This is a genomic window from Serratia entomophila, assembly GCF_021462285.1.
Classification (GTDB): Bacteria; Pseudomonadota; Gammaproteobacteria; order Enterobacterales; family Enterobacteriaceae; genus Serratia; species Serratia entomophila.
This window is the reverse complement of the sequence record NZ_CP082787.1, coordinates 365,467-388,804: the sequence shown is the minus strand read 5'-3', so window position 1 is coordinate 388,804 and position 23,338 is coordinate 365,467. Positions and strand designations below refer to the sequence as shown.

21 protein-coding genes are annotated in these 23,338 nt (G+C 57.8%); 11 read left to right on the top strand and 10 right to left on the bottom strand.

Translation table 11 applies throughout. From position 1 onward, the window contains the following. Positions 1–39: 39 nt before the first annotated feature. Positions 40–1,011, top strand: coding sequence for an octaprenyl diphosphate synthase (ispB, locus tag KHA73_RS01795; RefSeq protein ID WP_234587866.1), 972 nt, complete (start codon positions 40–42; stop codon positions 1,009–1,011). A 50-nt stretch (positions 1,012–1,061) separates the two neighbouring features. On the opposite strand, the gene KHA73_RS01790 is transcribed toward ispB, so the two are convergent. Continuing rightward, positions 1,062–1,412, bottom strand: coding sequence for a DNA-binding protein (locus KHA73_RS01790; protein WP_234587855.1), 351 nt, complete (start codon positions 1,410–1,412; stop codon positions 1,062–1,064). A gap of 159 nt (positions 1,413–1,571) precedes the next feature. Between KHA73_RS01790 and KHA73_RS01785 the strand changes: the two genes are divergently transcribed. Next, a complete protein-coding gene (locus tag KHA73_RS01785) occupies positions 1,572–1,838 on the top strand; it encodes a helix-turn-helix domain-containing protein (RefSeq protein WP_234587854.1) in 267 nt (88 codons plus the stop codon). Positions 1,839–1,904: 66 nt separating this feature from the next. Here KHA73_RS01785 and mdh read toward each other — a convergent pair whose 3' ends face one another. Next, positions 1,905–2,843 carry a malate dehydrogenase gene (gene mdh / locus KHA73_RS01780; RefSeq protein ID WP_234587852.1) on the bottom strand — a complete coding sequence of 313 codons (939 nt, stop codon included), beginning with the start codon at positions 2,841–2,843 and terminating at the stop codon, positions 1,905–1,907. Positions 2,844–3,309: 466 nt separating this feature from the next. Here mdh and argR point away from each other — a divergent pair, with 466 nt between their 5' ends. From argR to yhcN (KHA73_RS01765), 3 genes are all read left to right on the top strand, one after another. Continuing rightward, positions 3,310–3,780: a transcriptional regulator ArgR gene (argR, locus tag KHA73_RS01775; protein ID WP_234587850.1), complete on the top strand. Its 471-nt coding sequence runs from the start codon at positions 3,310–3,312 to the stop codon at positions 3,778–3,780. A gap of 406 nt (positions 3,781–4,186) precedes the next feature. Then, positions 4,187–4,450, top strand: coding sequence for a peroxide/acid stress response protein YhcN (gene yhcN, locus KHA73_RS01770; protein WP_234591167.1), 264 nt, complete (start codon positions 4,187–4,189; stop codon positions 4,448–4,450). Positions 4,451–4,569: 119 nt separating this feature from the next. Next, on the top strand, positions 4,570–4,833 hold the full coding sequence (gene yhcN, locus KHA73_RS01765) for a peroxide/acid stress response protein YhcN (protein WP_234587849.1): 264 nt from the start codon (positions 4,570–4,572) through the stop codon (positions 4,831–4,833). A gap of 207 nt (positions 4,834–5,040) precedes the next feature. Here the strand turns inward: yhcN (KHA73_RS01765) and mpl are convergent, their stop codons facing one another. Then, a complete protein-coding gene (mpl, locus tag KHA73_RS01760; RefSeq protein WP_234587847.1) occupies positions 5,041–6,420 on the bottom strand; it encodes a UDP-N-acetylmuramate:L-alanyl-gamma-D-glutamyl-meso-diaminopimelate ligase in 1,380 nt (459 codons plus the stop codon). 170 nt (positions 6,421–6,590) lie between these two features. Here mpl and fbp point away from each other — a divergent pair, with 170 nt between their 5' ends. Beyond that, positions 6,591–7,595: a class 1 fructose-bisphosphatase gene (gene fbp / locus KHA73_RS01755; protein ID WP_234587845.1), complete on the top strand. Its 1,005-nt coding sequence runs from the start codon at positions 6,591–6,593 to the stop codon at positions 7,593–7,595. A 44-nt stretch (positions 7,596–7,639) separates the two neighbouring features. On the opposite strand, the gene KHA73_RS01750 is transcribed toward fbp, so the two are convergent. After that, positions 7,640–9,193: a methyl-accepting chemotaxis protein gene (locus KHA73_RS01750; protein ID WP_234587843.1), complete on the bottom strand. Its 1,554-nt coding sequence runs from the start codon at positions 9,191–9,193 to the stop codon at positions 7,640–7,642. A 254-nt stretch (positions 9,194–9,447) separates the two neighbouring features. Here KHA73_RS01750 and ppa point away from each other — a divergent pair, with 254 nt between their 5' ends. Then, the gene (gene ppa, locus KHA73_RS01745) at positions 9,448–9,978 is read left to right on the top strand and encodes an inorganic diphosphatase (RefSeq protein WP_061799915.1); all 531 of its coding nucleotides are present in this window, start codon (positions 9,448–9,450) and stop codon (positions 9,976–9,978) included. 53 nt (positions 9,979–10,031) lie between these two features. Here ppa and KHA73_RS01740 read toward each other — a convergent pair whose 3' ends face one another. From KHA73_RS01740 to tamA, 3 genes are read right to left on the bottom strand one after another with little or no spacing between them, the layout of a single operon-like run. After that, the gene (locus KHA73_RS01740; RefSeq protein ID WP_061799913.1) at positions 10,032–10,379 is read right to left on the bottom strand and encodes a gamma-glutamylcyclotransferase family protein; all 348 of its coding nucleotides are present in this window, start codon (positions 10,377–10,379) and stop codon (positions 10,032–10,034) included. Positions 10,380–10,381: 2 nt separating this feature from the next. Further along, positions 10,382–14,203, bottom strand: a complete 3,822-nt coding sequence (tamB, locus tag KHA73_RS01735) for an autotransporter assembly complex protein TamB (RefSeq protein ID WP_234587841.1) — start codon at positions 14,201–14,203, stop codon at positions 10,382–10,384. Further along, a complete protein-coding gene (gene tamA / locus KHA73_RS01730) occupies positions 14,200–15,918 on the bottom strand; it encodes an autotransporter assembly complex protein TamA (RefSeq protein ID WP_380738453.1) in 1,719 nt (572 codons plus the stop codon). Before tamA ends, tamB begins: the two co-directional genes overlap by 4 nt. Before the next feature lie 309 nt (positions 15,919–16,227). Between tamA and msrA the strand changes: the two genes are divergently transcribed. Continuing rightward, positions 16,228–16,866, top strand: coding sequence for a peptide-methionine (S)-S-oxide reductase MsrA (gene msrA, locus KHA73_RS01725; RefSeq protein WP_234591165.1), 639 nt, complete (start codon positions 16,228–16,230; stop codon positions 16,864–16,866). Between the two features lie 177 nt (positions 16,867–17,043). Beyond that, complete coding sequence (locus tag KHA73_RS01720) at positions 17,044–18,375, top strand: hemolysin family protein (protein ID WP_234587837.1); 1,332 nt, start codon at positions 17,044–17,046, stop codon at positions 18,373–18,375. A 70-nt stretch (positions 18,376–18,445) separates the two neighbouring features. Here the strand turns inward: KHA73_RS01720 and KHA73_RS01715 are convergent, their stop codons facing one another. After that, positions 18,446–18,652, bottom strand: a complete 207-nt coding sequence (locus tag KHA73_RS01715; RefSeq protein ID WP_234587835.1) for a DUF1107 domain-containing protein — start codon at positions 18,650–18,652, stop codon at positions 18,446–18,448. A 327-nt stretch (positions 18,653–18,979) separates the two neighbouring features. On the opposite strand from KHA73_RS01715, the gene KHA73_RS01710 reads away from it, so the two are divergent. Further along, positions 18,980–19,537 (top strand): YtfJ family protein, encoded by a 558-nt coding sequence (locus tag KHA73_RS01710; RefSeq protein ID WP_234587834.1) that lies wholly within the window; start codon positions 18,980–18,982, stop codon positions 19,535–19,537. Between the two features lies 1 nt (position 19,538). Here KHA73_RS01710 and cysQ read toward each other — a convergent pair whose 3' ends face one another. After that, positions 19,539–20,279: a 3'(2'),5'-bisphosphate nucleotidase CysQ gene (cysQ, locus tag KHA73_RS01705; RefSeq protein ID WP_234587832.1), complete on the bottom strand. Its 741-nt coding sequence runs from the start codon at positions 20,277–20,279 to the stop codon at positions 19,539–19,541. Positions 20,280–20,526: 247 nt separating this feature from the next. On the opposite strand from cysQ, the gene KHA73_RS01700 reads away from it, so the two are divergent. Next, positions 20,527–22,479, top strand: a complete 1,953-nt coding sequence (locus tag KHA73_RS01700) for a bifunctional 2',3'-cyclic-nucleotide 2'-phosphodiesterase/3'-nucleotidase (protein ID WP_234587830.1) — start codon at positions 20,527–20,529, stop codon at positions 22,477–22,479. A 45-nt stretch (positions 22,480–22,524) separates the two neighbouring features. Here the strand turns inward: KHA73_RS01700 and fklB are convergent, their stop codons facing one another. Next, positions 22,525–23,145, bottom strand: coding sequence for an FKBP-type peptidyl-prolyl cis-trans isomerase (gene fklB, locus KHA73_RS01695; protein ID WP_061799901.1), 621 nt, complete (start codon positions 23,143–23,145; stop codon positions 22,525–22,527). Positions 23,146–23,338 lie beyond the last annotated feature (193 nt).

Genomic DNA, 23,338 nt, shown 5'->3' with positions numbered 1-23,338 from the left:
CTCAACGCGGTGAAGAGAAACACAGCTGAAAAAAATACAATGAACCTAGAGCAAATTACTGAGTTAACCGCGCAAGATATGGCGGCCGTGAACGCAACAATTCTCGAACAGCTGAACTCCGATGTCACACTCATCAATCAGCTTGGCTATTACATTATCAGCGGTGGCGGTAAGCGCATCCGACCGATGATCGCCGTGCTGGCTGCACGGGCGTTGCGCTACGAAGGCAACAAGCACGTGACGGTTGCGGCGCTGATCGAATTCATTCATACCGCCACGCTGTTGCATGACGACGTGGTGGATGAATCCGATATGCGCCGCGGCAAAGCCACCGCCAACGCCGCGTTCGGCAACGCCGCCAGCGTGCTGGTCGGCGACTTTATCTATACCCGCGCTTTCCAGATGATGACCAGCCTGGAATCGCTGCGCGTGCTGGCGCTGATGTCCGAGGCGGTCAACGTGATTGCCGAAGGCGAAGTGCTGCAGCTGATGAACGTGCACGATCCTGATATCACCGAAGAAAGCTATATGCGGGTTATCTACAGCAAAACCGCTCGCCTGTTCGAAGCCGCGGCCCAGTCTTCGGCGATTTTGTCCGGCGCCAGCGAGGCGCAGGAAAAAGCGCTGCAGGATTACGGCCGCTATCTGGGCACCGCCTTCCAATTGATCGACGATCTGCTCGATTACAGCGCGGACGGCAATACCCTGGGCAAAAACACCGGTGACGATCTGAATGAAGGGAAGCCCACCCTGCCGCTGCTGCACGCCATGCATAACGGCGACGACGCACAGCGCGCGATGATCCGCTCGGCGATTGAACAGGGCAACGGCCGCCATCTGCTGGAGCCGGTGCTGCAGGCCATGCAGCAATGCGGTTCTCTGGAATACACCCGCCAGCGCGCCGAAGAAGAAGCCGACAAAGCGATCGCCGCGCTGCAGGCGTTGCCGGAATCCCCGCATCGCTCCGCACTGGAAGGCCTGGCCCATCTGGCGGTGCAGCGCGACTTTTAAGAAAATTCAGTTTCCATAAAAATCAGGCCCGCTCACCCTGCGCGGCCTGATTATTTATCCTCGGAAATACGCGCCAACAGGCCGCCGATCCCCTCCCGCATCAGAAACGACAGCATTTTCTCGCGCTCGCTTTCCGACAGGTGATAATAGTATTCAATCCACACCGTCAGCGGGTCTTGCCTTTCCACTTCATAAACCGCCGCATCTTCTTTAAGCATCAGCAGGTTGCGGGCGCCGTGCGGCAGGCTGTTGATATGATACTCCAACGCTTTTCCCTGCACGCCTTTACGTCTGCGGCTGATCCAGCCTTCGCGCCGAGCCATGAGATTTATTCCCTGTGGTGAGGAAGGTAATCCTGCGATGCCTGTAAGTTCCTTGGCGGCGAACCACTCGTTTTTCATAGCCATAATCTCTGGGCAATGTCATTTTATGGAAACCATTTGGAAATTTAGTGTTATCCTAATTTCCGTATAAGCGTTTCATGTTGTTCAAACGATTAATCTTGACCTGTTAGTTATACCACTAACAGAACTTTCGCTAATCAAAAAAGGAATGTAAACATGAATTCAAGGAATCAGGATTGGCACCCGGCGGATATCATCGCGGCATTACGCAAGAAGGGAACGACGCTGGCGGCGGTATCGCGCCGCGCCGGATTGAGTTCTTCGACGTTGGCCAATGCACTGTCGCGCCCCTGGCCGAAAGGTGAGTGGCTGATCGCCGATGCGCTGGGCATTCACCCCTCGGAGATCTGGCCGAGCCGCTATTATGATCCGCACAGCGATCGCCTGTTGGATCGCAAGGCGCGCATCAAACCAAAACCCTGAGCGCAAGCCAAAAAAAACCGCCGGAACTCAGTCCGGCGGCGTCTGTGAGCACAAGGCCTGCGGTTATCAGTTATTGATAAACTTTTCGCCCAGTTCGATATCTTTGTGCAGCACGTCCAGCATCTCATTCAGCGCTTTCTGTTCGAACGCGCTCAGGGTGCCGATGTCTTTGCGTTCTTCAACGCCGTTTTTGCCCAGCAGCAGCGGCTGTGCGAAGAAGCGCGCGTACTTGCCGTCGCCTTCAACGTAGGCGCATTCCACCACGCCCTTCTCGCCTTGCAGCGCACGCACCAGCGACAGGCCGAAACGCGCAGCCGCCTGGCCCATGGACAGGGTCGCTGACCCGCCGCCGGCTTTGGCTTCCACCACTTCGGTGCCCGCGTTCTGAATGCGTTTGGTCAGATCCGCCACTTCCTGATCGGTGAAGCTCACGCCAGGGATTTGCGACAGCAGAGGCAGGATGGTCACGCCGGAGTGGCCGCCGATAACCGGCACGTTCAGCGCTTCCGGCTGCTTGCCTTTCAGCTCGGCCACGAAGGTATTGGAGCGGATAATATCCAGCGAGGTCACGCCGAACAGTTTGTTCTTATCGTAAACGCCGGCTTTTTTCAGCACTTCCGCCGCGATGGCAACGGTGGTGTTGACCGGGTTGGTGATAATGCCGATACAGGCTTTCGGGCAGGTTTTCGCCACTTGTTCGATCAGGTTACGCACGATGCCGGCGTTGACGTTGAACAGGTCGGAACGGTCCATGCCCGGCTTGCGCGCAACGCCGGCGGAAATCAGCACCACGTCCGCACCGTGCAGAGCAGGAGTAGCGTCTTCGCCACTGAAGCCTTTGATTTTAACTGCGGTTGGGATGTGGCTTAAGTCGACGGCAACGCCGGGAGTAACGGGGGCAATGTCGTAGAGAGAGAGTTCAGAACCTGAAGGAAGCTGGGTTTTGAGTAGAAGGGCGAGGGCCTGGCCAATACCGCCAGCAGCACCGAGAACTGCAACTTTCATCCTATACTCCTTTATTATCTTAAATATATAAAGCGCCGTGAATATGTTGGTTACGGACCTTAATTTATTACACCTTTAAAAACAATCTCTTAACGTTCTGTCTGAGAGCCGGGGCAATAAAACGGCCGAAGTCGCGCCCATTTTAGATTAAATCGCTTACGCATGAAGGGCATAGCGCACACTAATCAAAAATAATGCGCGGTTATTCACGAGCAAGTTAACCGGCGGTTACATTACACCCTTACGCAACATCAGAACAACATCATTTTAATAACATTTTCTTTACTCCTGCGGACCGTCAATTCAGTCGCCGAAAGGGCATATTCATGAGGGGTGGATTTTGTTAAAATGCCGCCCTTTCCTCGCCGCCCGGGCATGATTATTTTCTTTGGGTCGGCTTATATTGCATAAAAATTCATTTATATGCATAATCAACACTTCCATTGTCAACATTCCACGGTGCAAAATGCGAAATCCCGCAAAGCAGGAAGATCTGATCAAGGCGTTTAAGGCGTTATTGAAAGAAGAAAAATTCAGTTCTCAAGGCGAGATCGTTTTGGCGCTGCAAGATGAAGGCTTCGAAAACATTAACCAGTCCAAAGTATCGCGCATGCTGACCAAGTTCGGTGCGGTGCGTACGCGCAATGCCAAAATGGAAATGGTGTATTGCCTTCCCGCCGAACTCGGTGTGCCAACCACCACCAGCCCGCTGAAGAACCTGGTGCTGGACGTCGACCACAATGACGCCGTGGTGGTGATCCACACCAGCCCCGGCGCAGCACAGTTGATTGCCCGGCTGTTGGATTCACTGGGGAAATCCGAAGGCATTCTCGGCACCATTGCCGGTGACGACACCATTTTCGTCACGCCGGCCAGCAGCTTTACCGCCCGCCAGCTGTATGAAGCCATCCTGGCGCTGTTCGAGCAGGAACTGTGAAACACAGCGCTAACAAAATGCGGCCCGCAGTCGCGTTTTGTTAGCGCTTCTTTAGCGCAGCCTTGACCCTTCCCGTCCGCCCCTACCACGTTTACCACTGCTTTTTCGTCCATCCGCAACACATTCCCATGACATTTTGCTGTAGCCAGTGATACCGACTGTGATCTTCAGCACTTTTAGTCAAAGTCACTTACCCCTTTGAAATTACATAAATTTAACATGGAAAGATCGTTTTTTAGACGATTTTTATTCCATTCGGTTATTAAAAATAAGGATCATCAGGTTAAAGTTTCACTAGAAACTGTTAGCGAACTATTAATTTTTCGCGTTACTAGATGTATACTCATTTCCGTGACGTAAATCACAGTTCACTGGAACTGATAAAAGAATACGATGAGGTGATATGATGAAAATTAAAGCTACCGTTGTAACCATGAGCCTTCTATCCATGCTTTCTTTCGGCGCATTCGCAGCACAATCTGTTGATGCATCTCAGGCGCAAAAACTGCAGCCTGCCGGCGTGATCACCGTGAGTGGCGTTGCCGCCGCACCTTCAGATATCCGTCAGGCGCTGTCTGATAAAGCCGACGCCAAAGGGGCGACCGCTTACCGCGTGATTGAAGCTCGCAACGATGGCAACTTCCACGCCACCGCTGAAATCTACAAATAAGTACCCGGCATTACCCGGAAACGGGCAATAAATCTCTGGAATCAGCATCAACGATAACGGTCTTCAAGAATAAAAACCGCTGCCAAGCCCTTCCAGGCCGTTATCGCAAGGAAAACATCATGAACATGAAAACTGCCATCGCCGCACTCAGCCTGCTGTCAGCCGTCTCTTTCGGCGCTTCAGCCGCTCAACTGGTCACTAACGATCAGGCCAGCAATCTGCAATCCATCGGCACCATCACCGTGAGCGGCATCGACGGCGCGCCTTCCGATATCCGCAAGGCGCTGTCCGACAAAGCGGACCAACAGGGCGCCAAAGCCTACCGCGTGATCGAAGCGCGTAACGAAGGCGGCTACCACGCCACCGCCGAAATTTACAAATAACAACGCTGGGGAGCGCGTTTGCCGAGCTGATTACCCTCGTCACTGCCACTGCCGAGTTCTGACGCAAACGCCGCCTCTCCGGCGACCCCATCGTCGTCCTATCCGACGAAACCCCGTTGCCCTCGCTCGCGAGGGCTTTTTTATGGGCGTAAAAAAGGGCCGCTCGCCGGCGGCCCTGATAGGGAGATCAGACTAACCCGCAGGCGGTCAGTAAGTGGCCTTCGGCTCCTGCTTCTTTGCCAGGGCTTCCAGCAAGCGATCGTGAATGCCGCCAAAGCCGCCGTTGCTCATCACCAGAATATGATCGCCCGGCTGCGCGGTTTTCACGATCATCTCCACCAGCGTATCGAGATCGGCGCTCCAGTGCGCCGGCTGGACGCAGGCCTCCGCCACCTCCGCCACCTGCCAGGGAATATGGTGCGGCTGGAACAGGAACACTTCGTCGGCGCGGCCGAGCGAAGGAGCCAGATCGTTCTTGCTGATGCCCATTTTCATGGTGTTGGAACGCGGTTCAAGCACCGCCAGAATGCGCGCCGTGCCGCCAACCTTGCCGCGCAGCGCGGCCAGGGTAGCCAGGATCGCCGTTGGGTGGTGGGCGAAATCGTCATACACCGTGACGCCATTGGCTTCGCCGCGCAGTTCCAGGCGGCGGCGGGCATTGATGAAATCGCCCAGCGCGCGGCAGGCGTCGGCCGGCTGCACGCCCACATGCCGGGTCGCGGCGATCGCCATCAGGCCGTTATGCATGTTGTGTTCGCCTACCAGCGACCATTGCACTTCCCCAACCTGTTCGCCATTGAGGAATACCGCATAGCGGCTGGCGTCCTGGGTCAGCTTTTGCGCGCGCCACGTGCCCTCTTCCCCCACCAGCTCCTGCTCGCTCCAACACCCCATCGCCATCACCTGCTTCAGGTGGTTGTCGTTATCCGGCAGAATGATCTTGCCTTTGCCCGGCACCAGACGCACCAGGTGGTGGAACTGTTTCTGGATCGCTTTCAGATCGTCGAAGATATCGGCATGATCGAACTCCAGGTTGTTCATGATCAGCGTGCGCGGGCTGTAGTGCACAAACTTGGAGCGCTTGTCGAAGAACGCGCAGTCATATTCATCGGCTTCGATCACGAAGAACGGGCTGCCGCCAAGCCGGGCGGAAACATCGAAGTTGCCCGGCACGCCGCCGATGACAAAGCCCGGCTGGTAACCGCAGGCTTCCAGGATCCAGGTGGCCATGCCGGCGGTAGTGGTTTTGCCGTGGGTGCCGGCAACCGCCAATACCCAACGATCGCGCAGCACATAATCGTGCAGCCACTGCGGGCCGGAAACGTAGGGAATGCCGCGCTCCAGCACCGCCTCTACGCACGGGTTGCCGCGCGTCATGGCGTTGCCGATGATCACCAGATCCGGCGCGGGATCCAACTGGGCCGGATCATAGCCCTGAATAAGATCGATCCCCTGGTTCTCCAACAGCGTGCTCATCGGCGGATAGACGTTAGCGTCTGAACCGGTGACGTCGTGCCCCAGTGAACGAGCCAGCACCGCCAGCCCGCCCATAAAGGTGCCGCAGATCCCAAGAATATGTATGCGCATTAGGTTTCTCATCTGAGTGCTTCGATTTAGCGCCTATTCTAACGCTCAGAATCCTCCAGAAGAAATGGATTTGCCTATGAATAGCGCGCATCTTTGGGCTACACTGCTCGCGAAAACGTTGGCGGTATGTTAACAAGCCGCTATCCATCCGTAGATTCAGGGATTGTGTCATGAAAACGTTAGGCGAATTTATCGTCGAGAAACAGCACGACTTCTCTCACGCCACCGGCGAGCTGACCGCATTACTTTCCGCAATTAAACTGGGCGCCAAAATCATCCACCGCGATATCAACAAGGCCGGCCTGGTTGATATTCTGGGGACCAGCGGCGTATCCAACGTGCAGGGTGAAGTTCAGATGAAACTGGACCTGTACGCAAACGAAAAGCTGAAAGCGGCGTTGAAAGCGCGCGGTGAAGTCGCGGGTATCGCTTCTGAAGAAGAAGATGAAATCGTGATATTCGACGGCGAGCGGGCTGAAAATGCCAAGTATGTGGTTCTGATGGATCCGTTGGACGGTTCGTCCAACATCGATGTTAACGTCTCGGTCGGTACTATTTTCTCGATCTACCGTCGCATCACTCCGGTCGGCACTCCGGTAACCGAAGAAGATTTCCTGCAGCCGGGCAGCGCCCAGGTTGCGGCGGGCTACGTGGTTTACGGTTCATCCACCATGCTGGTGTACACCACCGGTTATGGCGTGCATGCCTTCACCTACGATCCTTCTCTGGGCGTGTTCTGCCTCTCCCATGAGAAAGTCCGTTTCCCTGAAACCGGCAACATGTATTCCATCAACGAAGGCAACTACATCAAGTTCCCGCGCGGCGTGAAGAAATACATCAAATATTGCCAGGAGCAGGATGAGGCGACCCAACGCCCTTATACTTCGCGCTACATCGGTTCTTTGGTCGCCGACTTCCACCGCAACCTGCTGAAGGGCGGCATCTACATTTACCCAAGCACCGCCAGCCACCCGCAAGGCAAGCTGCGCCTGCTGTATGAGTGCAACCCGATGGCCTTCCTGGCCGAGCAGGCCGGCGGTAAAGCCAGCGACGGCAAAAACCGTATTCTGGATATCACCCCGGTGAAACTGCACCAGCGCGCGCCATTCTTCGTCGGCACCAAGTCGATGGTTGAAGACGCCGAGCGCTTTATCGCCGAAAACCCGGACGAATAAAGCCTCCGCACAGAGGGCGGTACGCCGCCCTCTGTCACTTCACCTTATAGCTTGAATGCCGCCATGCTCTGCGCCAGCAGCCGCGCCTGCTCTTCCAGCGAGCGCGTCGCCGCCGCCGATTCCTCCACCAGCGCCGCATTCTGCTGCGCCACCTGATCCATCTGCGCCACCGCCAAGTTCACCTGTTCAATGCCGCTGCTTTGCTCGCGGGTCGCCGCGGAAATCTCACGCATCAGCGCCGTCACCCGGCCCACTTCACCGGTAATGCCGCTCATGGTTTTCGCCGCCGATTCCGCCATCTGCTCGCCTTCCTGCACCCGGTTCTGCGAAGCCTCGATCAACCCTTTGATTTCTTTGGCCGACTGCGCGCTGCGCTGCGCCAGGCTGCGCACCTCGCCGGCTACCACGGCGAAACCGCGCCCCTGTTCGCCGGCGCGCGCCGCCTCAACCGCCGCATTCAGCGCCAAAATGTTGGTCTGGAAGGCAATGCCGTCCATCACGCTGATGATGTCGGCGATGCGCCGCGAGCTGTCGGTGATCGCCTGCATCTTGCTCATCACCTGGCTAACCACGTCGCTGCCCCGGTTGGCGATATCGGATACGCTCAGCGCCAGCTGATTGGCCTGTTCGCAGTTTTCGGCGTTCATTTTCACCGTCGAGGTCAGCTGTTCCATACTGGCGGCCGTCTCTTCCAGCGATGCGGCAGACTCTTCGGTGCGCTGCGCCAAATGCAGGTTGCCGGCGGCCAATTCGCGTGAGCCGGTATCTATCTGGCTGCTGGCGTCGCGCACTTTGCTGACCGAACTGGCCAACGCCTGCTGCATGCGCTGCATCGCTCGCACCAGGCGGCCCATTTCGGTATCCCCTTCACCGCCGATGTGGTGAGTCAGGTCACCGCCGGCGATATGCTCCAGCTGCGCAATGGACTCGTCCAGCGGGCGCAGGATAATGATCCGCAGCGCAAACCAGGCCAGCACCGCCAACAGCACGCTGAGCAGGCCCGCCACCAGGATCAGGGTAATTTTGGCGTTGGCGTTGCTTTCCGCTTCAATGACCCGCTGCTGGCCAATCTTCATGGCGAAGCTGCGAAAATCGGTGAGATCCTTTTCAAAAGCGATGCTCAGCGCGGAAATTCTAGTTTCCTGAATGTGGTAATAATCGTCCACCTTGCCGGCCTTGATCGCCGCGGCCATTGGCGCCACACCCTGCTCCAGGTAAGCGCGGTAGCTATTTTGCAAACGGCCGGACAGCTCGCGCCCGCGTTCGGTCACGGTGCCGACGCCGACAAAGCGCGTCATTTCCTGCTTCGACTGTTCAAGATAGCCGTAGATGCGGCCCACTGTGGCATCGGACACCTCAATTTGCCCGATTTCCCGCTGGCGCACTGCCAGCGAGGCGGCGGTGCGCGCACGCAGCGTGAGGTTGGAACTGTTGGCCAGCGAGCCCAGCTCTTCGCCGAGGATCTGGTTCAGGGTATGTAGCGAGCGCGATCCTTCGTTAATCGCATTAACGCCGATAATGCTGACCATAATCAACAGCATAGTCATCAGGCTCAGCAAGGCGACAAGCCCGGCCTTCACCGTAATCTTTTTTAGCATGAATTCTTCCCGGCTTCAGAATAGTGAGATCAACGTAGGGGAGGCAAAACGCGGAGCCAGCCTTTGCCGGCTCATTATTATTTGTTGAAGTTATCGGCATCCCGGCGAAAAACTTCACGCCGACGGTGGATTAATCTGGAAATTATCGCCGCGGCCCCACAGCGGGGTTTGGGTGATGAAAAGGGCAGGAAATCGCAAAAGAGTCCGCTATAATAGCCGCCACTCCATTTCTGGTTTGATTAAAGGAAACCGACATGAGCTTGAATCTGGTCCCCGCTGGCAAAGACCTGCCGGAAGACATCTACGTAGTTATCGAAATCCCGGCCAATGCCGACCCAATCAAATATGAAATCGACAAGGACACCGGTGCGCTGTTCGTTGACCGTTTCATGTCCACCGCGATGTTCTATCCGTGCAACTACGGTTACATCAACCACACCCTGTCTCTGGACGGAGACCCGGTTGACGTGCTGGTGCCGACCCCATACCCACTGCAGCCGGGTTCCGTTATTCGCTGCCGTCCGGTTGGCGTACTGAAGATGACCGACGAAGCCGGTGAAGACGCGAAGCTGGTTGCGGTACCGCACAGCAAGCTGACCAAAGAATACGATCACATCAAAGATGTGAACGACCTGCCGGAACTGCTGAAAGCGCAGATCGCTCACTTCTTCGAGCACTACAAAGATCTGGAAAAAGGCAAATGGGTGAAAGTGGAAGGCTGGGCAGACGCTGCCGCTGCCAAAGCTGAAATCATCGCCTCCTTCGAACGCGCCGCCAAGAAGTAATTCCTGCCGCCGTCCGATAAAAAAACACCGCTCAGTGAGCGGTGTTTTTTTTATTACTTTTCGTCGAGACGCTTTAGCCAGTCACCGCTGTCGATCCGCGGGTAACCGTCCACACTGTGTTTATACAGGTAGATCCACGCACTCCCATAAGGCGTCTGAATCAGCTCGCGCTTATAGTCCTTGGTGTTGCTTTTCAGTTCGTCCAGCTCTGCCAGAATCGATGAGTTAATACGATACACCTCGCAATGTATCGTGCCCTCTCCAGGGATCGCCGCCGGGTAATGGCCCAGATTATAAATCTGGTAGCCTTCGAGCTCATGCTCGCCGAGCCATTGGGCGTTGGTCATCCAATGGCTGTTTCCCTGTTTGCGTCGTAAACTGCCGTAGACAATTATTCGCATCGCTAAAACTCAAACTGATAGAGCAAATCTAATGCCTGGTCGAGACCAGACACCGCTTCAAGATACAACTTAGGCATCAGGCGGTAACGCAACGTCAGCGTGGCCAGAGAGTCGAAAATGCCCACCCCATATTTTACTTGTAAGCCTGGGAGGACATAGCCGCTCACGACAACCTGGGAGCTGTCGCCAACCCCCTGGGTATCCAGGGCCAAATTACTCACGCCAAACGCCTCGCCGATTTTACCCACAAGTTGACCACTTTGCGCAACCCCCATGCCAATTAACATTGAGGTCATGGCGTTGCCGTCGGCGCCGGAGCTGTTCAATCCCTGGCCGCGAAGCAGGTAAGACAGGGCTTCCTGCTGCGATTTGGCCGGATCCGAGAAGACCTCCAGCTTAGGCGCGTCCGCCAGGCCGGTCACGCGCACCCCGGCAGTGACGCCGTCTTCGGTGGCGTCTGGGTTGCGGATCGCTTCGATGTTAAGCAGTGGCTGATCCGGTGGGCCGGAGAACATCAGCTGCCCTTTGCGAACGATCAGATCCTGCCCATAAGCATGGAAGCGGCCCGAAGGGATGTCAATTTGGCCATTGAGGCCCAGCCCTTTCTTGTCCTGCACCACCTTCAGGTCGCCCTTCAGCTTGGCCTTCAGGCCAAAGGCGTCCAGGCGCACATCGTTGCCGACGTGGATCATCAGGTTGCTGTTGATCGGGATACCGGCGGTTTTCGGCTGGATCGGTTTCAGTTGATCATCCAGCATCACCTCGTCGGAAGAGACGCCCACCGCGCTTTCCGGCAGCTCCTGCACCGTGATGCGCGCCCAGGGAATACCCACCGAGCCGTTGAGCGAGAACAGCTGCGGCGTCGCTTCGAACACCAGATCCGGCGACACGTCGAGGCGGATCATCGGCGGCACCGTCACCCGAAGTTTGTCCCCTTTGGCGGCGATGCGCGCGCGCCAGGCGTTGATGTCGCGCCAGTCGGCGTCGCCCGCCAGGTTAAGCTGGCCGCGCGTAGTGCTGACCAACCCTTCCAGCGTCGAGGTCATGCCGTTGAAGTTCATCACCAGGCGGCCGTCGGTCATGTCGAACGGCATCCAGTGGCCGTCGATATCCACCTTGTCCAACGCCAACCGGCCAAACACCAGCGGCTTCTGCGCGCTGCCGCCCAGGCGCAGGTTGGCGTTCAGCATGCCCGCCGCCTTCTCGCCCTGCATCAGCGCCGGGTTGATCATCGCCAGCGAAATATTGGTGATGTTGACGTTGCCGTTGATGGTGCGCCGCACCTGCGGATCCGTCACCTGGATCTTGCCGTCGAACTGGCCGTTGTTGGTCAGTTTGATCAGCCAGTCGGCCTGCGCGCGGCCATTGTTAAGGCCGGCGTTGAGGGTCAGGGTGTCGAAGGCGATCGGCAACGCGTTGCCCTGCACCTGCTGCACCACCTTCACGCCGTTGCCGGCCAGTGAGACTTTGGCCTCCGGCAGCGCGCCGCCCGGTTTCCAACTGACGTCGGCCCGGCCGGTAAATACGCCGCTCAGCGCGGTTTCCGGGCCGAGGAACGGTTTGATCATCGCCAGATCGAAGCGGTTAAGCACCACGCTGGCCTGGCCGCTCTGCCCGGCCTCGATGGTTTTCGGCACGCACAGCTCGGCGTTCGGGTTCTGCCAACAGTGCGGCCCGATGCTGATTTTCTGCGCGCTATTCAGGTAGTCCAGCGCAATGGCACGGGTAAGGCGCCATTCGCCGACCGGGGTATCGAAGCGGGTGTTGTTCAGATTGCCGCGCCAGCGCTGCTGCTGGCGATCGAAGCTGCCCTGCAGCGCCAGCTGGCCGGAGACCGGCTTGCCGTCAATTTTCAGCTGCAGCTGATGCTGCTTCTCGCTGCCCTTGGCGTCCAGGGTCAGCAGGCTGACCTCCAGCGCGTCCTGTTTCAGTTGCTCAACCCGCACCGCCAGCTGGCCCTGAATCTGGTCGGTAGAGCGCACGTCGCCGTCGATCTTCACCCGGCCGATGCGCAGCGCCTGCCATTGCAGGCCGGAGGCGGTCAGATCGGCCAGCACCTGCGGCGCCTGCAGATTGCCGCGCAGCTTGACCAACCCTTTGGCGGTGCCGCCCAGGCCCGGCAGCGCGCCGTCGAGATGCTGCGCGTCGATAGTGGCGTCCAGATTCCAGTTTTTCTCATCCAGCTGGCCTTTGACGTTCAGCTGGTTGCGCCCCAGCGTCAGGTCGATGCCGGGTATCTTCCACTGCCCGGCGGCGTTGCCGCTCAGCGAGCCGCGCGCCGTGACCTTGTTCTGCTTCACATTGCCGTCCAGCTGCAGCACCGGCACCTGCAATTGCCAGCTGCCGCCGTACAAACTGCCGCGGGTGGTGATTTTTCCATCGAGCTTGGCCGGCCATTCCGGCCACTGTTTGGCGGTGTTGATGCCGGTAAGCAGCAGCTGCGAATTCCAGCTGATGGCCTTGCTCCAGTCCACCAGCGCGCTGAGATCGGCATTGCCCTGCAGCGCAGCCAGGCGCAGGCGCTCCAGCTTGAACTGCTCAACGTTCCCCTTGCCGTCCAGCGTCAGCACCGCCGGCGGCAGATCCTGGCCCTTGATATTGGCGCGGGTAGACAGCGCGTAATCGGTCGCCTTGCCGTTAAAACGCAGGCGGAAATCATTGACCTGATATTGCGGCTCGCCGCTCAGCGGCCATTTCAGCTGCTTGCTCTGCAGCGTCAGCGCCAGCGGCAAGCCGGCTTCCGCCAGACGGGTCTGCGCATCGAGCTGCGCGCCGACCGGCCCGGACAGGTTAAGCGCCACCTTCAGCTCTTCGCGCAATCCGCCGCCGAGGTTCAGCTTGACCTTCTCGCCCTTCAGCGGCTCGATGTTCAGAGTACCGTTGGCCACCATGTTGACCGGCCACTCGCCGGCCAACGTCGCCAGCCCCTGAGCGGACAGCGTGCCCTGCGGTGACTTGACGTCAAAATTATCCAACTGGATATGTTGATCTTTAGTGCTGGCCTGCAACAGCAGGCTGGTGATCAGCACATCGGTATCGCCCGTCAGATGCAACTGCTCGCCGCTGATTTCCTTGACGGTGATATCCAGCGGCAAACGAATTTCCGGCAGATCCGGCAGCAGCGGCTTGGCGAACAGCGCCTTCAGCGTTTCGCCCAGCGGCGTTTCTTCCGGCTGCGGCGCCGGTTTCGCCGCCTTATCGATGACCTTTTCACCCACCTGTTTCGCCACCTCGGCCACTGGCTGAATGGCTTCCGGCAGTGGGTTCTGCGGGGTTTTCGGCAGGGCTATCAGCAGCGAGCTGATTTTGGTCGGCATCAACGTCAATGCGCGCTCCTGCCACTGCGCGCCGGTACGGAACTCGGCCAACGAGATGGCGGTGTCGTCGACGCTGACCTTGACGTTGTTCAGCGCCAGCATGCGCAGGGTAATCGGATACGGCGTGCTGAGGTTGGTGGTCGGTTCGCTGGTTTCCTCCACCGGCGCGGACGGCGTCATTTCTTTGGTTTTCACCACCACGTCCACGTCCTGCGCGGTCAACGCATTGACGCACAGCGAACTGCGTTTAAAACAGGACAGGTCCAGCGACAGATGGAACTGCCCGGCGTTGACCGTTACGCCCGGCATCTGATACTTCACGCCTTTCAGCGTCAGATCGCGCCAGCCGCCGCTGACGCCGGCGATGTCCAGCCCCGGCACCCAACGCGCCGCGGAGTTGATAACCATATGCAGACCGCTGGTAGTGCCCAGCAGGAAGGCGACCCCGCCGATCAGCAACAGCAGAACGATCAGGGATCCGAGGCAAATCTTTTTTATCAGGCTCATAGTTCAGGCCCCAAACCGATGTAGAACTGCACGCCGTGGGTCTCCTTGTCCCCAACGGGCGCGGCGATATCCAGCTTCACCGGGCCAACCGGCGACTGCCACCGCACGCCGAAGCCGGTGCCGGTCTTGAAGTTGCTCTGCTTGATATCGTTTACCGCCTCACCGGAATCGACAAACACCGCGCCCCACCACTTGCCGGTCACGTTGTATTGGTATTCCAGCGAGCCGGTCAGCATCTTGGAGGCGCCGGTCAGTTTGCCGTCGTCGTCGCGCGGCGAAATGCCCTTGTACTTGTAACCGCGGATGCTGCGGTCGCCACCGGCGAAGAAGCGCAGGTCCGGCGGCACTTTCTCGAAGTCGTTGGTTTCGATCCAACCGACCTGGCCGCGCGCCACGAAGCGGTGTTTGTCGGCCAGGGTGCGGATCCAGACGTTCTGCGCCTGCATCAGCGCGAAGTCCACGCCGGATCCCCAGGTGGTATCGGAAACATCGATGGAGTAACGCTGGCTGTCGCCCCAGGTCGGCATCAGGCCGCCGCGCGAACGGGTGCGGTTCACGCTGACGCCGGGATACAGCAGCATGGTGGTGTTGGTGACGTTACCCTGGGTAAAGTGGTCCAGACGCCAGGTCAGGTTCAGCGCGCGCTGCCAGCCGCTGGAAAGATCCCAGTTGCGCGACACCACCACTTTGGAGGTGACGGACTTGGTATCGTTGAGATCGACGTTCTTGAAGCCGCCCTGCAGCAGGTAATACTGCTCCAGCGGGTTTTTCAGCAGCGGGATCTTATAGGTCAAGTCCAGCTGCTGTTCCGGCGCCGAAACGCTGGCGCTGGTTTCCAGGCTGTGGCCGCGGTCGTTGAGCCAGGGCTTTTTCCAGGTGCCCTTTACCCGCGGGCCGACGTCGGTGGAGTAACCGACCCCGGTTTCGATGGTGTTGCGGGTGCGCGGCGTCACCAGCGCATATAGCGGCAAAATCTTGTTCTCTTTGGCATCTTGGAAATCAGGCGACACCACCACCGAGTTAAACCAGTTGGTGGCGGACAAACGCCGGTTCAGCTCGGCCAAATCCTCCGAGCTGTAATAATCTCCCTGATGAAAGGGCACCAGATTTTGCAGATAGTCTTCACGGATTTGCGAGCCCTGGAACTTGACCTTGCCGAAGCGGTAACGCTCACCGCTGTTGAAGTCGATATCCCAAAAGGCCTTATGCAGGTCTTCGGCCACGCCGAGCTGGCTTTTGGTCATGTCGGCGTCGAAATAGCCCTTGCGCAGCGCCAGGCCGCTCAACGAGCCTTTAAAGTCGTCGTATTTGCCGTGGTTGAGGATCTCGCCGATGGCCGGAGTCCCTTTCTTCACCAGCGTCAGGTAGTCTTCGTCGGTTTTCGCGCCGCCTTCCAGCACGATATTGGTGCCGGCGATGCGAACCGGTTCACCCGGATCGACCTTGGCGTGCAGCACCGGGCGCGACATGCCAGGCCGGTTGTCCAGCGTAAAGTTGATGGTCGGCTGATAATAGCCGAGCGCACGCAGCCCCTGGCGCACCGCTTCGTCCACGCGCGCGCGAAAGCGGCCGTCGGTGCCGACTTCTTCAGGCGTGATCGACGACAGCCGTACCCGAACGTTTTTTTCCAACTCGCCACTAAGGCCTTCCACCTGCAGCCGCACATTGGCCGCGTACGCCGCAGGTGCCGCAAGCAGTACAGACAATAAACACATGACCCGATATCGTGGCACGCGTTCTCCTTATTTATTTTTACTTTCCTGTAATGGTATTGGCTCTGGGGCCAGGGCAGACTCCGCGCTATCAGGACGGCAGCCCTCTTCAGCCTTGTTCCAGACGCTAGCCTGACGGTTTGACTCTCACCGCTCACCAGGCGCATTCTTCACTTTTGGCGCTCAAAATACTGCGTTAAGCTTAGGTACAAACCCCAGCTTCCGCTTATTGTGGGCAAAGACGCGGTTAGATACAACCGAACCGCCCCGAACTAGGGTCAATTCTTACTCTGACAACAGGAGTCAACCGTGGTGCCATCTTTTGATAAATCACAAACCGTCGACCAGGCGAGCGCGCTGCCAGGCCGCACCACGCCGATGCCGGTCGCCACGCTCAACGTGGTCACCGAGCATTCGATGACTCAGGTGCCGGAAGGCATGGAAGTGGCGGTGTTCGCCATGGGCTGCTTCTGGGGCGTGGAGCGCCTGTTCTGGCAACAGCCGGGCGTTTACAGCACCGCGGCCGGCTACAGCGGCGGTTACACGCCGAACCCGACCTACCGCGAAGTATGCAGCGGCCAAACCGGCCATGCCGAAGTGGTGCGCGTGGTGTTCGATCCGCAGGTTGTCAGCTACAAGCAGCTGCTGCAGGTGTTCTGGGAAAACCACGATCCGGCGCAGGGCATGCGCCAGGGCGGCGACATCGGCACCCAGTACCGTTCGGCGATTTACACGCTGAGCCCGGCACAGCAGGCCGAGGCCGAGAGCAGCCTGCAGCGTTTCCAGCAGGCGATGGATGCGGCGGGCGACAAACGCGTCATCACCACCGACGTTACGCCGGCGCTGCCGTTCTATTACGCCGAAGACGATCACCAGCAGTATCTGTACAAAAACCCTGAAGGCTATTGCGGCCTGGGCGGCATCGGCGTTTGCCTGCCACCGCAGGGCTAACCCCCTGGCCGGCGGTAATTTTTTAACCGCTGGCGGCCCCTGTGGGGCAACTGCTATACTATGCGGGCCGCACCTGCGGCCTGATAGCTTCCTTTCTGGTTGTTATCGCTGCTTTTTTTACAATGTACTACCCTTCCTCAAGAGCGCCGTCATCCCGTCGGCACGTATGGATAGATTATGTTAAACAGTATTTTACTGATTCTTTTTCTGATCGCGGTGAGTGCGTTTTTCTCACTGTCGGAAATTTCTCTGGCTGCGTCGCGCAAGATTAAACTGAAGCTGATGGCTGACGAAGGCAACGTCAATGCCGCCAGAGTGCTCAAACTGCAAGAAACCCCGGGCATCTTCTTCACCGTGGTGCAAATCGGCCTGAACGCCGTGGCCATTCTCGGCGGTATCGTCGGCGATGCGGCCTTTTCCCCTTCCTTTAAGCTGCTGTTCGACCGTTTCCTCGCACCGGAACTGGCGGAGCAGGTCAGCTTTATTTGCTCCTTCGTGCTGGTCACCAGCCTGTTTATCCTGTTCGCGGATTTGACTCCGAAGCGCATCGGTATGATTGCACCAGAGACGGTCGCCGTCCGGATCATCAACCCGATGCGTTTCTCGATCATGATCTTCCGGCCGCTGGTGTGGTTCTTCAACGGCATGGCCAACCTGATCTTCCGCCTGTTCAAACTGCCGATGGTGCGCAAGGACGACATCACCTCCGACGACATCTACGCGGTGGTGGAGGCCGGCGCCCTGGCGGGCGTGCTGCGCAAGCAGGAACATGAGCTGATTGAAAACGTCTTCGAGCTGGAATCGCGCACCGTGCCTTCCTCGATGACCTCGCGCGAAAGCGTGGTGTACTTCGACCTGCGCGAGAGCGAAGAGAGCATTATCGAGAAAGTCTCGACGCACCCGCACTCCAAGTTCCTGGTGTGCGACGGCCATATCGATCAGGTGGTCGGCTACGTCGACTCCAAAGACCTGCTGAACCGCGTACTGGGCAACCAGAGCCTGGTGTTGAGCAGCGGCGTGCAGATCCGCTCGGCGCTGATTGTGCCGGATACCCTGACGCTCTCGGAAGCGCTGGAAAGCTTTAAAACCGCCGGTGAAGACTTCGCCGTGATCCTCAACGAATATGCCTTGGTGGTGGGCATCATCACGCTGAACGACGTGATGACCACGCTGATGGGCGACCTGGTCGGCCAGGGGCAGGAAGAGCAGATCGTGGCGCGCGACGAAAACTCGTGGCTGATTGAAGGGGGCACGCCGATCGACGACGTGATGCGCGTGCTGGATATCGACGAGTTCCCGCAGGCGGGCAACTACGAGACCATTGGCGGCTTTATGATGTACATGCTGCGCAAGATCCCCAAACGCACCGACTTCGTCAAATACGCCGGCTACAAGTTTGAAGTGGTGGATATCGACAGCTACAAGATTGACCAGCTGCTGGTTACCCGGCTGGTCGACAAACCGGTGACGACGCTGCCAAAGGCCCCGGACGAGACCACCCCGGCCTGACGCTCCCTATGGCACAAACATCAGCGGCCCCATTCGGGGCCGCAATTTTTTTACCCGTCTCAAGGCCGGCTCATCCCATTTCGGATTGCAGCAACAGCACCTGACGGTTGACCTCTGACATCACGCTGAAGTGGCGCTTATCGCGAATTTTCGGCATCAGGATTTTCCCCTTGTCGAATTCGAACGCGCCTACGTCCTTGATATACAGCCGGCCGCGAAACAGAGTCTTAACGTACTTAGCCACTTTCAAAGGGTTATAACGCTGGAAGATTCTCATTCTTTTACGCTCCTCCCGTTGATCCATGCGCTCAGCGAGCCGCCAAGGTGGCAGCCTCGAAATTCAGAACGCAACATGATTGCATGTAGTAGACCCAGTTAAGACCAGAACGTTCACTTCCGCCCGGATATCTGCACTGGATTTACACTTTTTGACAGAATTGTATATGATAATTTATAACGTTTTCAGTATATCCCTTCAAAATCTGATGATTAGCGAACCGAGGGGAAAACTGCGATCCGGTTAACAGGACAGACCTCTGATCACAACCTATGCTTTAGGCTGTTGAAAGTGCTGTCGCACTATTCCCCCCTACAAGGAGAAAGCATGAAAAAAAGTCACATGCTGATGGTATCCCTGCTGCTCACCCCCTTTTTAGCTTCCGCGCATAACTTCCAGCTCCAGCAGCGCGTGGCGCCGGTCGGCGTTAGCGACAAGGGAGAGTTAAATTATGCTAATGATAATTTTAGCTATAAAAACTGGAATAGCTCGCAGCTCAGTGGAAAAGTGCGCGTAATACAGCACATCGCTGGGCGCAGCTCGGCAAAAGACATGAACGATCCACTGATAGAAGCCATTAAGAAAGCTAAACTACCACACGATCGTTACCAAACGACGACAATCGTCAACACTGACGACGCCCTGTTGGGCACCGCGATGTTTGTGCGCAGCAGCATCGAGGACAGCAAGAAAGAGTTCCCCTGGTCGCAGTTTGTGGTCGACAGCAACGGCAACGTACGGAAAGCCTGGGATTTGCAGCCAAAAGGCTCCGCAATCGTGGTATTGGATAAACAGGGCAGGATCCAGTTCGCCAAAGACGGCGCGCTGACGCCGGAAGAGGTGCAGCAAGTGATGAGCAAGCTGCACCAGCTCCTGGCGGACTAACTCAGAACAGCGAGACCCGGAAGCCGGGGTTGAGGAAAGATTCACGCGGGGCGTACAGCAACGGCTTGCCCTGCCAATCGTGGATCTGCGCCCCGGCGGCCACCGCCACCGCATGGCCGGCGGCGGTATCCCAGATATTGGTCGGCCCGAAGCGCGGATAGAGCTGCGCTTTGCCTTCCGCTACCAGGCAGAACTTCAGCGATGAGCCGACCGAAATGGTCTGGTGCTCGCCAAGCTGCTTCAGATAATCCTTCAGTTCGTCGTCAATGTGCGAACGGCTCACGACCACCAGCGGCGGCTGAGCATTGCTGACGGCAATCGGCTGACGCCGCCCTTTTTCTTCTTTCCAGGCCTTGCCGCGCTCCGCCAGATACAGCACGTCGATCGCCGGCGCATAGACCACGCCCATCACCGCCTCGCCGTTCTCAATCAGCGCGATGTTGACGGTAAATTCACCGTTGCGATGCAGGAACTCCTTGGTGCCGTCCAGCGGATCGACCAGCCAGTAGCGCGTCCAATTTTGGCGCTCTTCCCAGGCCGGCGGATCTTCCTCCGACAGCAGCGGCACCTCCGGCGTCAACGCCGCCAGGCCGCGCTTGATGATGTGGTGCGCCGCCAAATCGGCGGCGGTTACCGGTGAATCGTCTTTTTTTTGTGCGACATCAAGCGGTTGCTCACCGTCATATACCGCCATGATCGCCGCCCCCGCCTCGCGGGACAGTTGGCAAATTTGCTCTAACATCATGCACCTCAGATATGCAGTTCCGTGGGAAATTTCCCCCTGTCTCTGCTAGCAGACTAGTTTTTTTTACGCCGAATATCCATCTCAACCGGCTAACCCACGGTAATTCCTCAGGTCTTGTTCCCTGCAACTGTGAACTCCCCCGCGTTACATCCGGCCATTTTCTGCCACACTTCACAGTTTACTGTGGCAACCAATGTTAATTACATTTCCCTCTGTGATAACACTCGAATGGAGAGAGTTAAAAATGATCAAGCGTCCGCTGGCGTTGTCCGCCCTCGCCCTGCTGGTTTGCGCCTCGGCGCAGGCGGCCACCGTCGATCTGCGCGTGCTGGAAACCACCGACCTGCACAGCAACATGATGGACTTCGACTACTACAAGGATAAGCCGACCGACAAATTCGGCCTGGTGCGCACCGCCAGCCTGATCCAGCAGGCCCGCCAACAGGCGGCCAACGCCGTGTTGGTGGATAACGGCGACATCATTCAGGGCAGCCCGCTGGGTGATTACATGGCGGCCAAGGGGCTGAAATCGGGGGATATCCACCCGGTGTACAAGGCGATGAATACGCTGGACTACGTGGTCGGCAATATCGGCAACCATGAGTTCAACTACGGGTTAGACTATCTGAAAACCGCTATCGCCGGCGCCAAGTTTCCGTATATCAACGCCAACGTCATCGACGCCAAAACGCAACAGCCGCTGTTCACCCCCTACATTATCGTCGATACCCCGGTAAAAGACCGTGATGGTAAAGCACATACGCTGCGCATCGGTTACATCGGCTTTGTGCCGCCGCAGATCCTGGTGTGGGACAAGGCCAATCTGCAGGGCAAGGTGACGGTCAACGACATCACCGAAACCGCCAAACGTTACGTGCCGGAAATGCGCAAACAGGGCGCCGATCTGGTGGTGGCGATCCCGCACTCGGGCCTGTCCAGCGAGCCGTATAAAGCGATGGCGGAAAACTCGGTGTACTACCTCAGCCAGGTCCCGGGCATCGACGCCATCATGTTCGGCCACGCCCATGCGGTCTTCCCCAGCAAGGATTTCGCCAACATCGAAGGCGCGGATATCGACCAAGGCTTGCTGAACGGCGTGCCGGCAGTAATGCCGGGCCAGTGGGGCGATCACCTCGGCGTGGTCGATCTGCAGCTGAGCAACGATTCTGGCCGTTGGAAGGTAACCGGCGCCAAAGCCGAAGCGCGGCCGATTTACGATAAAGAGCACAAGAAATCGCTGGCGGCGGAAGATGCCAATCTGGTGAAGGTGCTGGCCGACGACCACAAAGGCACCCGCGAATTCGTCAGCCAGCCGATCGGCAAGTCTGACGGCAACATGTACAGTTACCTGGCGCTGGTGCAGGACGACCCGACGGTACAAATCGTCAATAACGCCCAGAAAGCCTACGTCGAGCACTATATTCAGGGCGATCCTGACCTGGCCGACCTGCCGGTGCTGTCGGCCGCCGCCCCGTTCAAGGTCGGCGGGCGCAAAAACGATCCCGCCAGCTTCGTCGAAGTGGAAAAAGGCCAGCTGACCTTCCGCAACGCCGCCGATCTTTATCTCTACCCGAATACGTTGGTGGTGGTAAAAGCCAGCGGTAAAGAGGTGAAAGAGTGGCTGGAATGCTCCGCCGGGCAGTTCAATCAGATCGACGTCAACAGCGGCAAGCCGCAGGGCCTGATTAACTGGGACGGCTTCCGCACCTACAACTTCGACGTGATCGACGGGGTGAATTACCAGATCGACGTCAGCCAGCCGGCGCGCTACGACGGCGAGTGCCAGTTGATCAACGACAAAGCGGAACGCATCAAGCAGCTGACCTTCAACGGCAAGCCTGTCGATCCGAATGCCACCTTCCTGGTTGCCACCAATAACTACCGCGCCTACGGCGGTAAGTTCGCCGGTACCGGCGATAAACACATCGCCTTCGCCTCGCCGGATGAGAACCGTTCGGTGCTGGCAGCCTATATCAGCGCGGAGACCAAACGGCGCGGTGCGGTGCAACCGCAGGCGGACAATAATTGGCGCCTGGCGAGCTTCAGCAGCAAACAACCGCTCGATATTCGCTTCGAGACCTCACCTTCAGACCAGGCGACGGCGTTTATCAAGCAACACGCACAGTACCCAATGAAGGCTGAAGGCAACGACAGCATCGGTTTTGCGGTATATCAGATAGATTTACAGAAGAAGTAAAAAATCAGGGCGCCGAAAGGCGCCCTTGATCACTGCCAGGATGGATTACAGAATTTCCAGCAGTTCGACGTCAAACACCAGCGCGCTGAATGGCGGGATGGATGCGCCGGCGCCACGCTCGCCGTAGGCCAGAGTGTGCGGGATGTACAGCTGCCATTTGGAGCCGACCGGCATCAGGGTCAGCGCTTCGATCCAGCCCGGGATAACGCCGCTGACCGGGAATTCCGCCGGTTGGCCGCGCTCTACGGAGCTGTCGAACACGTCGCCGTTGATCAGGCGACCGGTATAGTGCACGCGCACGCGGTCCTGACGGGACGGGATTGGGCCATTGCCCTGCTCCAGCACGGAGAACTGCAGGCCGGATTCGGTCAGCGTCACGTCATCGCGCTTGGCGTTCTCGTCCAGGAACTGCTGGCCTTCAACGGCCATCGCCTGCTGGCGCTCACGACGCACGGCGTCCGCACGTTCGTGGATTTCACGCAGCGCACGGTGCACCACGTCAACCGGAACCGCCGGGGCATTCCCTTCCAGCGCGTCACGCAAACCCGCCAGCAAAGCTTCCGGTTGTAAACCTTCCAGACCGGACTCTTGCAGCTGCTGGCCGACCTGTAAACCAATCCCGTAACTTGCTTGCGCTTCAACGCTGTCAAAAGAAGGGGTTGTCATGGGGTTTTCCTTAAGTCTGTAAAAAGTCGAAAGCGCAGCATAACAGTGCATGAATGCCGGGTAAAATCTTGTGTGGAGAATGATGACTTTTGTCGTAGAAAAAGAAACAATAACTCTCTGTTCGCGCCCCTGGTGCCTGAGGGCGGCCAACAAAGATGCCGCTTGGGGTATGACCGGTATATACTGAGAGCAG

Coding starts and splice junctions, on each gene's coding strand:
- ispB (WP_234587866.1), top strand. CDS start 40: ATGAACCTAGAGCAAATTACTGAGTTAACCGCGCAAGATATGGCGGCC.
- KHA73_RS01790 (WP_234587855.1), bottom strand. CDS start 1,412: ATGAAAAACGAGTGGTTCGCCGCCAAGGAACTTACAGGCATCGCAGGA.
- KHA73_RS01785 (WP_234587854.1), top strand. CDS start 1,572: ATGAATTCAAGGAATCAGGATTGGCACCCGGCGGATATCATCGCGGCA.
- mdh (WP_234587852.1), bottom strand. CDS start 2,843: ATGAAAGTTGCAGTTCTCGGTGCTGCTGGCGGTATTGGCCAGGCCCTC.
- argR (WP_234587850.1), top strand. CDS start 3,310: ATGCGAAATCCCGCAAAGCAGGAAGATCTGATCAAGGCGTTTAAGGCG.
- yhcN (WP_234591167.1), top strand. CDS start 4,187: ATGAAAATTAAAGCTACCGTTGTAACCATGAGCCTTCTATCCATGCTT.
- yhcN (WP_234587849.1), top strand. CDS start 4,570: ATGAACATGAAAACTGCCATCGCCGCACTCAGCCTGCTGTCAGCCGTC.
- mpl (WP_234587847.1), bottom strand. CDS start 6,420: ATGCGCATACATATTCTTGGGATCTGCGGCACCTTTATGGGCGGGCTG.
- fbp (WP_234587845.1), top strand. CDS start 6,591: ATGAAAACGTTAGGCGAATTTATCGTCGAGAAACAGCACGACTTCTCT.
- KHA73_RS01750 (WP_234587843.1), bottom strand. CDS start 9,193: ATGCTAAAAAAGATTACGGTGAAGGCCGGGCTTGTCGCCTTGCTGAGC.
- ppa (WP_061799915.1), top strand. CDS start 9,448: ATGAGCTTGAATCTGGTCCCCGCTGGCAAAGACCTGCCGGAAGACATC.
- KHA73_RS01740 (WP_061799913.1), bottom strand. CDS start 10,379: ATGCGAATAATTGTCTACGGCAGTTTACGACGCAAACAGGGAAACAGC.
- tamB (WP_234587841.1), bottom strand. CDS start 14,203: ATGAGCCTGATAAAAAAGATTTGCCTCGGATCCCTGATCGTTCTGCTG.
- tamA (WP_380738453.1), bottom strand. CDS start 15,918: ATGTGTTTATTGTCTGTACTGCTTGCGGCACCTGCGGCGTACGCGGCC.
- KHA73_RS01720 (WP_234587837.1), top strand. CDS start 17,044: ATGTTAAACAGTATTTTACTGATTCTTTTTCTGATCGCGGTGAGTGCG.
- KHA73_RS01715 (WP_234587835.1), bottom strand. CDS start 18,652: ATGAGAATCTTCCAGCGTTATAACCCTTTGAAAGTGGCTAAGTACGTT.
- KHA73_RS01710 (WP_234587834.1), top strand. CDS start 18,980: ATGAAAAAAAGTCACATGCTGATGGTATCCCTGCTGCTCACCCCCTTT.
- cysQ (WP_234587832.1), bottom strand. CDS start 20,279: ATGTTAGAGCAAATTTGCCAACTGTCCCGCGAGGCGGGGGCGGCGATC.
- KHA73_RS01700 (WP_234587830.1), top strand. CDS start 20,527: ATGATCAAGCGTCCGCTGGCGTTGTCCGCCCTCGCCCTGCTGGTTTGC.
- fklB (WP_061799901.1), bottom strand. CDS start 23,145: ATGACAACCCCTTCTTTTGACAGCGTTGAAGCGCAAGCAAGTTACGGG.